Source organism: Pseudoclavibacter sp. RFBB5 (genome assembly GCF_002931555.1).
In the GTDB taxonomy this organism is placed as follows: Bacteria; Actinomycetota; Actinomycetes; order Actinomycetales; family Microbacteriaceae; genus Pseudoclavibacter.
Map to the genome: position 1 here is coordinate 36,008 of NZ_PSTZ01000001.1, position 11,677 is coordinate 47,684.

13 protein-coding genes are annotated in these 11,677 nt (G+C 71.0%); 5 read left to right on the forward strand and 8 right to left on the reverse strand.

Annotated elements, in window-relative coordinates; genetic code table 11:
* Nucleotides 1–54 precede the first annotated feature (54 nt).
* Complete coding sequence (locus tag C5B97_RS00170) at nucleotides 55–1,080, forward strand: NAD(P)-dependent alcohol dehydrogenase (RefSeq protein WP_104310144.1); 1,026 nt, start codon at nucleotides 55–57, stop codon at nucleotides 1,078–1,080.
* 122 nt (nucleotides 1,081–1,202) lie between these two features.
* Here C5B97_RS00170 and C5B97_RS00175 read toward each other — a convergent pair whose 3' ends face one another.
* Nucleotides 1,203–1,847, reverse strand: a complete 645-nt coding sequence (locus C5B97_RS00175; protein WP_104310145.1) for an NAD(P)-dependent oxidoreductase — start codon at nucleotides 1,845–1,847, stop codon at nucleotides 1,203–1,205.
* Nucleotides 1,848–2,025: 178 nt separating this feature from the next.
* On the opposite strand from C5B97_RS00175, the gene C5B97_RS00180 reads away from it, so the two are divergent.
* The 3 genes from C5B97_RS00180 (at nucleotide 2,026) to C5B97_RS00190 (ending at nucleotide 4,008) form a co-directional block, all read left to right on the forward strand.
* Nucleotides 2,026–2,394, forward strand: a complete 369-nt coding sequence (locus C5B97_RS00180; RefSeq protein WP_104310146.1) for a helix-turn-helix domain-containing protein — start codon at nucleotides 2,026–2,028, stop codon at nucleotides 2,392–2,394.
* A 103-nt stretch (nucleotides 2,395–2,497) separates the two neighbouring features.
* Entirely contained in the window at nucleotides 2,498–3,349 is an 852-nt protein-coding gene (locus tag C5B97_RS00185) for an SDR family oxidoreductase (RefSeq protein ID WP_104310147.1), read from the forward strand.
* Nucleotides 3,350–3,396: 47 nt separating this feature from the next.
* A complete protein-coding gene (locus tag C5B97_RS00190; protein WP_104310148.1) occupies nucleotides 3,397–4,008 on the forward strand; it encodes a hypothetical protein in 612 nt (203 codons plus the stop codon).
* A gap of 15 nt (nucleotides 4,009–4,023) precedes the next feature.
* Here C5B97_RS00190 and C5B97_RS00195 read toward each other — a convergent pair whose 3' ends face one another.
* The 4 genes from C5B97_RS00195 to C5B97_RS00210 all read right to left on the reverse strand — a co-directional run bounded on the left by C5B97_RS00195 (nucleotide 4,024) and on the right by C5B97_RS00210 (nucleotide 6,799).
* A complete protein-coding gene (locus C5B97_RS00195; RefSeq protein WP_104310568.1) occupies nucleotides 4,024–4,461 on the reverse strand; it encodes a VOC family protein in 438 nt (145 codons plus the stop codon).
* A 70-nt stretch (nucleotides 4,462–4,531) separates the two neighbouring features.
* On the reverse strand, nucleotides 4,532–5,305 hold the full coding sequence (locus tag C5B97_RS00200) for a class I SAM-dependent methyltransferase (RefSeq protein ID WP_104310149.1): 774 nt from the start codon (nucleotides 5,303–5,305) through the stop codon (nucleotides 4,532–4,534).
* Between the two features lie 37 nt (nucleotides 5,306–5,342).
* Entirely contained in the window at nucleotides 5,343–6,038 is a 696-nt protein-coding gene (locus tag C5B97_RS00205; RefSeq protein WP_258067804.1) for a triacylglycerol lipase, read from the reverse strand.
* The gene (locus C5B97_RS00210) at nucleotides 6,035–6,799 is read right to left on the reverse strand and encodes a DUF429 domain-containing protein (RefSeq protein WP_104310569.1); all 765 of its coding nucleotides are present in this window, start codon (nucleotides 6,797–6,799) and stop codon (nucleotides 6,035–6,037) included. The genes C5B97_RS00205 and C5B97_RS00210 overlap by 4 nt, the downstream gene beginning before the upstream one ends.
* 239 nt (nucleotides 6,800–7,038) lie before the next feature.
* On the opposite strand from C5B97_RS00210, the gene C5B97_RS00215 reads away from it, so the two are divergent.
* Nucleotides 7,039–7,989: a DMT family transporter gene (locus tag C5B97_RS00215; RefSeq protein ID WP_258067805.1), complete on the forward strand. Its 951-nt coding sequence runs from the start codon at nucleotides 7,039–7,041 to the stop codon at nucleotides 7,987–7,989.
* Between the two features lie 62 nt (nucleotides 7,990–8,051).
* Here the strand turns inward: C5B97_RS00215 and C5B97_RS00220 are convergent, their stop codons facing one another.
* The 3 genes from C5B97_RS00220 to C5B97_RS00230 all read right to left on the reverse strand — a co-directional run bounded on the left by C5B97_RS00220 (nucleotide 8,052) and on the right by C5B97_RS00230 (nucleotide 11,608).
* Nucleotides 8,052–9,281: an MFS transporter gene (locus tag C5B97_RS00220; RefSeq protein WP_104310150.1), complete on the reverse strand. Its 1,230-nt coding sequence runs from the start codon at nucleotides 9,279–9,281 to the stop codon at nucleotides 8,052–8,054.
* Between the two features lie 44 nt (nucleotides 9,282–9,325).
* On the reverse strand, nucleotides 9,326–10,456 hold the full coding sequence (locus C5B97_RS00225) for a Gfo/Idh/MocA family protein (RefSeq protein WP_181026835.1): 1,131 nt from the start codon (nucleotides 10,454–10,456) through the stop codon (nucleotides 9,326–9,328).
* A gap of 81 nt (nucleotides 10,457–10,537) precedes the next feature.
* Complete coding sequence (locus C5B97_RS00230) at nucleotides 10,538–11,608, reverse strand: NADPH:quinone oxidoreductase family protein (protein WP_258067806.1); 1,071 nt, start codon at nucleotides 11,606–11,608, stop codon at nucleotides 10,538–10,540.
* Between the last annotated feature and the right edge of the window lie 69 nt (nucleotides 11,609–11,677).

The window sequence follows — 11,677 nt, forward strand, 5'->3', positions numbered from 1 at the left end:
CTCGCGTCGCACACTGAAGCCGGGCTGTCGCTCCGCCCGGAGAGAGGCAGCGCCATGAAAGCACTGCAGTACCGCGCGATCGGCTCGCGCCCCGAACTCGTCGAGATCGACACCCCAACGCCCGCCGCCGGCGAGATCCTGCTGAAGGTGACGGCCGCCGGTGCCTGCCACTCAGACGAGTTCATCATGGGCGCATCCGAGGACGACTACTCCTTCAAGCCGCTGCCGCTCACGCTCGGCCACGAGGTCGCTGGCGTCGTCGAGGCGATCGGCAGCGGTGTCCACGACGTCGAGATCGGTGAATCCGTCATCGTCTACGGGCCGTGGGGCTGCGGCCGCTGCTACCACTGCGCGAGCGGGGCCGAGCAGAACTGCGAGAAGGGGATGCGCGCGCCCGGCATCTTCAGCGACGGCGGCATGGCCGAGTACATGATCGTCGACGACGCGCGCCACCTCGTGCCGCTCGGCGACCTCGACGCGGTCAAGAACGTGTCGCTCACGGACGCTGGGCTCACCCCGTACCGCGCCGTGAAGTCGGCGCTGCCCAAGCTCGTTCCCGGCTCGACCGCGGTCGTCATCGGCTCCGGCGGCCTCGGCCACGTCGCCATCCAGCTGCTCAAGGCGCTGTCGGCCGCGACGGTGGTCGTGCTCGACGTCGGCGAGGCGCAGCTCGAGCTCGCCCGCACCGTCGGTGCGGACCACACGTTCCTGTCGAACCCGGACGCGATCCCAGCGGTCAAGGACCTCACCCGCGGCCTCGGGGCGACCGTCGTGTTCGACTTCGTCGGCATCCAGACGACGGCCGACCTGTCGGCGAAGATGGTCGCGGCCGCCGGCTCGGTCGTGGTCGTGGGTGTCGCGAGCGGCGCCGTGCCCATCGGTCAGACGACGGTGCCGCTCGACGTCACGGGCCGCGCCATCAACTGGGGCTCCAGGACGGAGCTCATGGAGGTCGTGGAGCTCGCGAAGCGCGGCGCCATCAACATCCACGTCGAGCAGTTCTCGCTCGACGAGGCGCCCGCCGCCTACGAGAAGCTGCACGCCGGCGAGATCCGCGGTCGCGCCGTCATCGTCCCCTAGTTCGCGCCAGCTCGCTCCCGTCTCCCGGTCCGCCTCCCGCTGCGCCGCCCGTAGACCTGGGGGTTGTGCATGGTGGTTGAGCCAGGAGCATGCGCAACCCCAAGGTCTGCCGGTGCCGCGGTTCAGTACGCGACGCCGAAGCGCGCGCGACGGTGGGCGGGGTGCTCGATCTCGGCGATGATCGCGGTTGCGAAGTCGGCGCCGGAGATGTTCGAGTCGCCGTTCGCGTCGGTGAGGAGCACGTCGCCACCGATGCGGTACTCGCCCGTCGCCTCACCGGGTGCCCAGGCGCCGAACGCGGCGGCGGGGCTGACGTAGAACCAGTCGAGTTCCGGGGCGGATGCGCGGAGGTCGTCGAGCACGCCCGCCATCTCGGCGGCCTCCGGCTTGATCGCATCCGGGAAGCCCTCCGTGTCGAACAGCCGTGGGCCGCCCTCGGCGACGAAGAGCGAACCGGCGCCGCCGACGACGCCGAAGCGCACGCCCTTCGCGGTGGCGAGAGCCGCGGCCTGCGCGAGCACGCCGCGGGTTCCGCCTTCCAGGTCGCCGCGAGGCGCGAGTGCGGAGACCACGACGTCGGCGCCGTCGATGGCGTGCTCGAGCGTGCCGTCCTCGAGGACGCTGGCGCTGACGTAGGCGACGCCCTCGATCTCTTCGTCCGGGCGCGAGCGGCTGAACGAGGTCACCTCGTGGCCCGCGGACGCCGCCGCCTTGACGAGGTTGCTTCCGGCGTATCCGGTTCCGCCGAGGATGGTGATCTTGGCCATGGTGGTCCTTTCGTCTCGGCGACCGGTGTCGGGCGCCGACAGTCACCGTAGGAGACCGACTGCGGGGAGGGGAAGAAGGCACTTTGGGGAGCATCGGTTACCGCAAAGTGCCTGTGGCGTGGCCCTTGAGTCTCTCTCGGTGACTGAGTACCGTGCAGTTACCAACGAAAGGTGGGGCATGTCCGAACCGCTCTGGGACCCGTACGTGCGCGACTGCCCGTCGCGCCGCCTGCTCGACCGCATCGGCGACCGGTGGACGTTGCTCGTCGTCGGCACGCTGCACGAGGGGCCGAAGCGCTTCTCGGAGATCCAGGCCGCGGTCGATGGGGTCTCCCAGAAGATGCTCACCCAGACGCTCCGCGGACTCGAGCGCGACGGCCTCGTCACCCGCACCGTGTTCCCGCAGGTCCCACCCCGTGTCGACTACGAGCTGACGGATGTCGGACGCAGCCTGCTCGGCCCGCTGCGCGTGCTCACCGAGTGGGCGACCGAGCACATGTCCGGCGTCGCGGATGCGCAGCTCGAGTACGACGCGGCGCGCGGATGAGCGCTCGGCCGAACCGAGACGAACGCGTGCCGGGCTCGACGCACGAAGCCCCACCACCGCAGCACAACCCCACCACAGCGGCACCGAGTCCGAGGAGTTCACCATGACCGCAGCATCCACCGACCGCATCGCGGTGACCGGCAGCACGGGAGCGGTCGGAGGCGTCGTCGCCGAGCTGCTCGCCGACGCGGGAGCCCCGCAGCTCCTCCTCGCCCGCGCTCCGGCGAGGGCCCCGCGGCTGCCCGGGTGCGTGGTCGCGCCGTTCAGCTACGCGGACCGCACCGCATCCACCGCCGCGCTTCGCGGGATCCGGACGCTGTTCATGGTGTCCGCGGCAGAGAGCGAGTCGCGGCTCGACGAGCACAAGGCGTTCATCGACGCCGCGGCGGAAGCTGGCGTCGAGCACGTCGTCTACACGTCCTTCTTCGGCGCCTCGCCGGACTCGACGTTCACGCTCGCTCGCGACCACTTCGCGACGGAGGAGCACCTCATGGCCTCCGGGATGACGTGGACCTTCCTCAGGGACAACTTCTACATGGACGTCATGCCGATGTTCGTCGGCGACGACGGCGTACTGCGCGGGCCGGCTGGCGACGGCCGGGTGTCGATCGTGAGCCGCGCCGACGTGGCGGCGGTCGCGTCGAGCGTGCTGCTCGCCCCGGATGCGCACCGCGGGGCGACCTACGACCTGACCGGCCCGGAAGCGCTCACGGCGACCGAGATCGCCGCGGCGATCGCGCACGCTCGGGGCACGGCGGTGACCTTCCACGACGAGGGCATCGAGGAGGCGTACGAGTCGCGGGCGAAGTGGGGTGCGCCCGCCTGGCAGAACGACGCCTGGGTCAGCACGTACACGGCCATCGCGAGCGGCGAGCTGTCTCGCGTGACCGATGATGTTGAGCGCGTCACCGGCCGGCCGCCGCTGTCGTTCGCCGAGTACCTCGCGGGAGCGTAGCCGACGTCGGTGGCGCATGAGGCGGTGCTCGGTGCGAGAATCTTCCGATGACGTTCGCAGCCGCTCGCCTCGCCCTCGTTTCCGCACTTGTCGCCGCGGCGCTCACGCTCAGTGGCTGCACGGGGACGGGAACCTCTGGGGGCTCGACCCCTGAAGCGGCGTCCCCGACGCCGACGATCGCGGAGCCCCCGAGCACCCCGATCGTCGAGCAGACGATCACGGACGAGCTCACGGGAACGTCCGTCACCACGCTCGCGATGGTGACGGATTTCGAGTCCGCGGCGAACGCGTCCGTCTCCGACGGGCTCCAGGCGGTGCTCGTGAAGGTCCGCTTCACTGCGGGCGACGAGTACGGCGGCGCGGAGAGGCCGACGCTGGTCTCCATCACCGACCGCGACGTCAACCTCGACTACGTCTCGCTCGGCCTGACGAACCCGGAGACGCTCGCGCCGGCGATGACCGCCGCCGGATACACGCCGATCAACAGCGTCCAGCCGGGTGAGACGGTGACCGGCTGGGTCGGAGCGTGGCTGCGCGATGACTACACGCAGTTCGACCTGGTCTACGACCGCGGCGAGAGCACGGTCTTCGGCGGCGACCAGAGCGGGGAGAAGATCCCGCCGTTCCAGCAGATCGTGCCGCTCGAGCCGAGCGCGTAGCGCCTGCGCGGCGCGTCAGCTCTTCGTCAGGTCCTGCGCGAGCATCACGATGATGCCGCTCGGGCCGCGCAGGTACGTGAGCTTGTACACATCCTGGTAGTTGGCGACGCCTCGCAGCGGGTGGCAGCCGTGCTTCGCGGCGATCGCGAGCGACTCGTCGATGTCGTCGACGGAGAACGCGACGCGGTGCATCCCGATCTCGTTCGGCAGCGTCGGCTCCGTCTCGATGGCTTCCGGGTGGAGGTACTCGAACAGCTCGAGCTGCCCGTGCCCATCTGGCGTCTGCAGCACGGCGATCTTGGCGTGGTTGCCGTCGAGGCCCACGGCGGTGGACGCCCATTCGCCGCTCACCTCGTCGCGCCCGAGCACCGTCAGGCCGAGGTCGGTGAAGAAGGCGATGGTGGCTTCGATGTCTCGGACGGCGATGCCGACGTTCTCGAGTCTGATGGGCATGGTCCGCATGCTACTCAGCGCTGTCGAGCGGATGCGGAATCCCGGGTGGGGCGGTCGCCGCGGGCGGGGTTCAGACGCCGCTGGCTCTCACCCGACCGACGCGGCCGCCGATGGGCCAGGTCGTGAGCCGCTCCGTCGCCGGGTCGCCCCAGAGGGCCGTCAGGTCACGGCCGACGTCCTCCAGCAGGCCCGCCCGGCCCGCCTCCCGCGCGGCGCGGACGGCCGACCACGTCGAGAAGTACCCGAGCAGCCCGTCTAGGGTCAGCCGCTTCCGGATGCTCGGGGCCCGGAAGTCGAGCTCCTCGAACGGAAACGGCAGGTCGCGGTATTCGCGCTCGACCAGCCGCCGGGACGGTGGCCAGTACGCGTCGAGGTCGTCGGCGTAGAAGCGCTGTGCTCGTTCGTCGATGGCGGGGTCCTCGATGCTGAGGACGCCGTAGCAGAGGAGCGCGATCACACCGCCATCGGCGCTCACACGGGTGACCTCGTCATAGAACCTGGGCAGCTCGAACCAGTGCGCGGCCTGAGCGGCGCTGACCAGTCCGACGGAGCCGCTGCCGATGCCAGCAGGCAACGACTCCGCGGGTGCCTGCTGGTACTCCACGCCCGGATGCGGAGCCGCGTTCGCGATCTGCTCCGCGCTCGGGTCGACACCGATCACCCGGTCGAAAGCTCCCCCGAGCGTCGTCGTGAACTGGCCGTTCCCGCATCCGACATCGACGGCGAGGTCCGTGCTCGGGGCGAGCCGTGCGAGGTCGGCCGTGAGCGAGGCGGGGTAGCTGGGGCGGAAGCGGGCGTACGCCTGCCCGCCCTCGTCGAACCAGTTGCGTGCATCCGGGGTCATGCCGTGATGCTAGGCCGGACAGCTGGACGCGCCACGGTCACTCCGCGGCGGTCTCCGCGGCGAGTCGTGCGAACTCCACCAGGACGCGCGGGTGCTCGAGCACGCGGAAATGCCCACCCGTGTCCAGCTGCACGTTCTCGGCGCCCAGCAGGAAGCTGCCCTTCGGGATATGCGGGTCGAAGCAGCCGTAGACCGACACGATCCGGGAATTCACCTCCTCCTCGAGGGAGAGCGCCAGGATCGTGCGGTCGCGCGGCGAGAAGATCCGCAGGCTCGGGGTGAACAGGAGGCGCGCGTACGAGGATCCTCCGAAGGGTGTCGCCACGGCGAGCATCGAGCGGATGCGCGGCACCCCCGCGCCCTGCGTCATCGCGTACTTGCCGACGAGTCCGCCCTTGCTATGGGCGACGATGATGACGTCGTCGAGGTCGTGGCGTTCGAGCGCCTCGACGAGGTGCGCGGCCGCGTCCGGCACGGGCTTCCGGTTGAAGCCGAGCGGGTCGAGGACATGCACCGAGTGTCCCGTCGCGTGGATGGCGCGGATGGTCGGCAGCATGAAGCGCCACGGCTCGTACACCCCGGGGATCACGACGACGGGGGCACGGTGGCCGTCGAGGAATGCCGCCGGGTCCGTGCGATCGAGTGCGGCGCGTGCCTGCTGCGCGACGACGTAGGCGTAGTCGAGGGCCCACCACCAGAGGCGCGTGGCTGAACGGCGGATGGCGCGGATCATGCGGTCCCCGCGAGCTCGGAGACGCCGCAGGTGGGCAGCGCCACCCACCCCTCGATCTTCGCCGCCTCGAGCAGCTCGGTCGGCACCGGTAGCGTCTTGCCGAGCGCGTGGGCGCGAGCGATGAGGGAGGCCGCGACGGCGTCGAGCGCATCGTCGGAGCTGCCCAGGAGCGCCTGCTGCTCCTGAGTCGTCTCGAGCCAGGGAAGCGCCTCGAGCAGCATCTGCGCGGCCAGGACGCGCGCTTCCGGCTTGGTCTTGTAACCGGGGGTCAGCAGGCCCCACGCGCGCAGGGCCGCCGCCGGGTACACCTCGGCGAGGCGACCGCCACCGGAGCGGTCGACCTGCTCTCCTGCGGCCGCGAACCCGTCGAGCAGCTCGGCGCAGTGGATGGCCGTCATGCCGAGGCGGTCGGTGGAGACGCTGAGCGGCCAGCGGCCCGTCTGCTCCCGCACGACCCGGTCGGTGTGCCGGTAGGCGAGGCGACGGCGCAGGTCGATGCCGGTGTGTGCGTGCGTGCCTGGCACCCGGGCGGCGTGCGCCGAGACGAACTCCACGAACTCGATCGGCCAGCCGAACGCGCAGTCGATGCCGATGCTCGCCGCGTCTTCGGCCAGCTCGATGATCTCGCTGTCCGAGATGCCGAGCTGCAACTGGGTGAGGCGTGCTGCGCCTGCATCTGCACCCGTACTGGCGCCCCACTCGATGCTGGCGAGCGCCGTGCGCGTGGGTTCTGCTGCCAGGTCGACGCCAACGGTTTTCACCCGCGCCACGCTACGCGAACGTGCTCTGGTCGGTGCTCAGCTCCCGCGGGGTTGACAGTCACGGTGACGACAGCGCGATTTCTGTCCCCGGGAAGCGTGATCGGGCCGTGTCGTCACCGTGGCTGGCAGCTCGGCGCGCGCACCGAGGGCTCTGCTGCGGGGCGGTCTGCTCGGCGGCACCTGGCTAGGCTGGCGTCGTCGAGGCGCGCTCCGCTGCGCGAGGTCAGAGAGGGGCGCTCGTGAGCGTGGGGTCGAGTGCCGCGGGACCGGAGGCGGCGGCTCGCCGTTCGCTGCTGATCGCGGTCTTCTCGCTGCTCGGAGCCACGCTCTTCTGGGCGAGCAACTACATCGTCGGCGCGGCCGTGCTCGAGACGATGGACCCGCTCAGCCTCGTGCTGTGGCGGTGGACGCTCGCAGCCGTGCCGCTGCTCGCGATCGCGCACTTCGCGGAGCGCCCGGATTGGCGCGAGGTGCTGCGGGCGTGGCCGTGGCTGCTGGCGCTCAGCTGCACTGGCCTGGCCGGGTACAACCTGACGCTCTACGCGGCGTTGCAGTACAGCGACGCCTTCAGCGCGTCGCTCATCAACGCGTTCAACCCTGCCGTGATCGCGGTGGCGGCGGCGATCTTTCTCAGGCAGCGCCTCACGCGGACCGGTGTCGCCGGCGTGGTGATCGCCCTGGTCGGGGTGTTCGTCGTGGTGAGCGGCGGCGACGTCGGTGCGTTCCTGGAGACGGGGTTCGGAGTCGGGCAGATGCTCATGTTCGGTGCTGTCGGCATCTGGACGGCCTACACGATCATCGGCCGCAGGTCACCGCCGCTGCCGCCGATCACGTCGACGTCGATCCAGGCGGTCATCACGGTGCTCCTGGTCGCGCCCGTCACCTTCGCGACGGGTGGTCCGCAGCTCCCGGTGTCAGCGGATGCGGCCACCTCGCTGGTTCTGATCGCCGTGTTCCCGTCGGTGCTGTCCTACCTGCTCTGGAACCGCGCGCTCGCGGTCATCCCGGCGGCTCGAGCGGGGGTGTTCCTGAACCTGATCACGGTGTTCACGGTCGCGTTCACCCTGCTGGCGGGCCAGCCGTTCACGGTCGGACAGCTGGTGGGAGGCGGCGTCGTGATCGTCGGCGTGGTGGTCGCGAACGCCGAGGCGTTCCGGCGGCCGGGGGAGCCGCATCCGCGGATCTTCTGATCAGCTGGCTTGCGAGCGCACGCACCTTCACGGCAGCGAGGTCGCGAGAAGCACGGATGCGCTCAGTCGGCTCGTGTGCCCGCGGGCGCCGTCGGGGCTTCGGCCGGGTGTTCGCGCGTCGGCGTCCTCCGGCCGACCAGCCAGCTGGCGACGGCTGCCAGGGCGACCAGCACCAGCACGGCGATGAGCGCGGACCTGAGCCCGAAGTCCTCGCCGAGGAAGCCGAGTGCGGGCGGGCCGACGAGGAACGCGATGTACCCGAGGGTGGCGGCGAACGCGACGCGGGCATCCGGCCGGTCGCCTGATGCTCCGGCTGCCGACAGCGCGACGGGGAAGCCGAGTGCGGTGCCGAGGCCCCACAGGATCGCGGCGCCGGCGGCGACCGCCTGGTTGTCGACGAAGATGATGAGCGCCAGGCCCGCCGCCCCGATGAGCGCGCTCGCGCACAGCACTGCTGGCCGGCCGAAGCGGTCGACGAACGAGCCGCCCACGAAGCGACCGACGGTCATCGACAGGGCGAAGACCGCGAAGATCCCGGAGCCCCAGGCGGCGTCGAAGCCGTGGCCGTCGACCATGACGAGGGGCAGCCAGTCGTTGGCGCTGCCTTCGGCCATGGCGAGCGCGAGCACGATGACGCCGATGAGCAGCAGCGTCCTGTCTCGCCAGAGCGGGTGGCTCGCAGGCGCGCCTCGCTCGTCGGTGCTCACGGTGGTCGCAGCCTTCCCGGTGGCGGGCGGCAGGAGGCGGATGGACGCCACGAGCCCGACCGCGACGACCACCGCCGCGATGCTGAGGTGCAGCAAGACCGGGAACGACGTGGCTGTGGCCACGATGCCGCCGACGGCGCCGATGGTCGTGCCGAGGCTGAAGAAGCCGTGCATGGCCGGCAGCGTGGACTTGCCGAGCTGCCGTTCCACGTCGGCACCCTCGATGTTGAGGGCCACCTCGGCGCCGCCCATGCCGAGGCCGAAGAGTGCGAGGCCGAGCGCCACGACGGCCCCGGACGCCAGTGCTGCGCCCGCCCCGATGGTGAGGGCGCTCGCGGCGACGAGCGACATACCCGCGGTGATCACGGGGCGGGCGCCGAACCTGCTGACGAGCCTGCCGGAGCTGAGGATGCCGACCATCGACCCGACCGAGAGGCCGAAGAGGATCAGCCCCATCTCCGCGGTCGAGGCGCCGAGCGCGTCTCGAACATCCGGGGTGCGGGTCACCCAGGAGGCGATGGTGATGCCGGGGAGGAAGAAGAGCACGAACAGCGCGATGCGGCGCCGCTGGGGGGAGGGGGACATGGGGTCCGTTTCAGGCTGGGGAGAGGCTCCAGCCTAGCGACGCCTCACGACGCGGTGGCTTCCCCCGGGTAGACGACGCCGATGGCGGCTCGAGCCTGGTCGAGCACCTCCATGATCTCGATGGATGCCTGCCAGGGCATCACCGGTGACTGCGTGGCACCATTCGCGAGAAGGCGCGCGAACTCCGCGGCCTCGAACTGGAAGCCACCCGACACCGTCGCATCCCACTCGGTGGTGACGGCACCGCTGACACCGTCGGTCGATTCTTCGGACGCCTGCTCGGAACCGTCACCGCCGAACTCGCTCACGCGCAGCATCCCGGGGACGAAGAACTCGGCGGGCAGCTCGACGATGCCGCGCTCGAACACGAACTCCGCCCTCGAGGGGGCCCGCCCTTCGAAGCTGCAGCGGGCCGTGCCGACGGCGCTCGCGGTTCGCATGATGACGGATGCGGAGCCGTCGACGGCGTACCCGGGCAGCAGGTTGCCGGCTGCGGCGACCTCGATGGGCGGGCCGAGGAGGTCGTGCACGGCTGCGATCGAGTAGACGCCGATGTCGAGCAGCGCGCCGCCGCCCTGTTCGACGCCGACGATGCGCGGGACGGGAGCGTGCATGATCCCGGCGAAGTTCGCGTGCGCCGTGACGAGGCGGCCGAGCAGTCCGTTGGAAGCAATCTGCCTGGCGACCGTGAACTGGGGGAGGAACCGGGTCCACATGCCGTCGACGACCAGCACTCCATGCTCTTCTGCGGCGGCGAAGACGTCGCGGGTCTCGGCGGCGTTGAGGGCGAAGGGCTTCTCGACGAGCACCGGCTTGCCGGCGCGGATGCACTCCAGCGCGAGGTCGCGGTGGGTCGAGTTGATGGTGGCGAGGTAGATGGCGTCGACGTCCGGGTCAGCGATGAGGTCGGCGTAGGAGCCGTGCGCGCGCTCGATGGCCAGCTCGTCGGCGAACACCTGGGCGCGTGACAGCTCGCGCGCCCCGACCGCCGCGATCGTCGACAGGGTGTGCTCGGGCACCTCCCGCGCGAACCTGCGCGCGATGTGGCCGGCGCCGAGGATCCCCCAGCGCAGCGGGGGCGCATCCACCGGGTCGAGCAGCTCGACGCCCTCCGCGAGGCGGGCGATGGGGGCGGGGAGCTCGGCGACGAACGCGGGGGAGGTGGGGGAGGTCATCGTTCGAGTCTGGCAGGGGAGCATGGTGCCAGTCGAGGAGCGGATCCGGCGCGCGGATGCTCGGGGACTCGCGCTGTCTGCCTACCCCAGCCCCAGGTCGATGACGATCTTGCCGCGGGCCCGGCGCTCGTCGAGGCTCGCGACGGCCTCGGGGACCTGCTCGAGCGGCACGACTTCGCTGATGGAGGCCCGCAGCTCACCAAGCTCGACGGCGGGTGAGAGCCTGGCCCACTGTTCGGGGAGCGAGACGAGGCACTCGGGCATGAGCCCCTCCCAAGCGGCTCCGACGACGGAGATGTTGTTCAGGAGGAGTCGGTTGGTCTTCACGGTCGGGATGCTCCCGCCCGTGAACCCGAGCACCACCAGGCGGCCGCGCTTCGCGAGGCAGCGCAGTGAGTCGGTGAAGCGGTCACCGCCGACCGGGTCGAGCACGACGTCGACACCGCGGTGGTCAGTGAGCTGGCGGACCTCGGTCAGGAAATCGGCCGCGAACACCGTGTGGTCGGCACCGACCGAGCGTGCCAGCGCGGCCTTCTCCTCGGTCGAGACGACGGCGATCACGGTGGCGCCGATGAGCTTCGCCTGCTGGATGAGGGCGACGCCGAGCCCGCCCGCGGCACCCTGGATGAGGACGGTCTCGCCGGGCTGCACCTGCCCGCGGTCGCGGAGCGCGAAGTCGGCGCTCAGCAGGTTGATGGGCAGGGCGGCGGCGTCGACGAAGCCGATCGAGTCGGGCAGCGGCAGCACGCGGTCGCCCGGAGCGACGACGTAGTCGGCGAACGCGCCGTGGCTCGCGACGCCGAAGACCCGGTCGCCTTCTGCGAACCCGGAGCCTTCGCCAGCCTCGGCGACGACGCCCGCGAACTCGCTGCCCAGCGCAAACGGGGTCGGGATGCGGTGCTGGTACTCGCTGCGCGACTGCAGCACATCCGGGAACGCCACGCCGGCCGCGCGCACCTCGACGAGCACGTGGCCGGGCGGCCGGTGCGGAACGGGCAGGTCGCGGAGCTCGAGGCTGCGCGGTCCGCCGTCCGTCGAGTTCACGATCGCCCGCATCGAGCCGGCACGGCCGTGCACGGGCTCGGTCGCGGGCTCGTGGTCGGGGTCGAGCGTCGGGTGATGCGTGGGCTGGTCTGGCTGCGCATCCGACATGACTGCCACGGTAGCCGCTGCGTTGCGAGCTCGCCCGCGAGCTGCCCCGAATGGTCGCTGGTCGTGCTC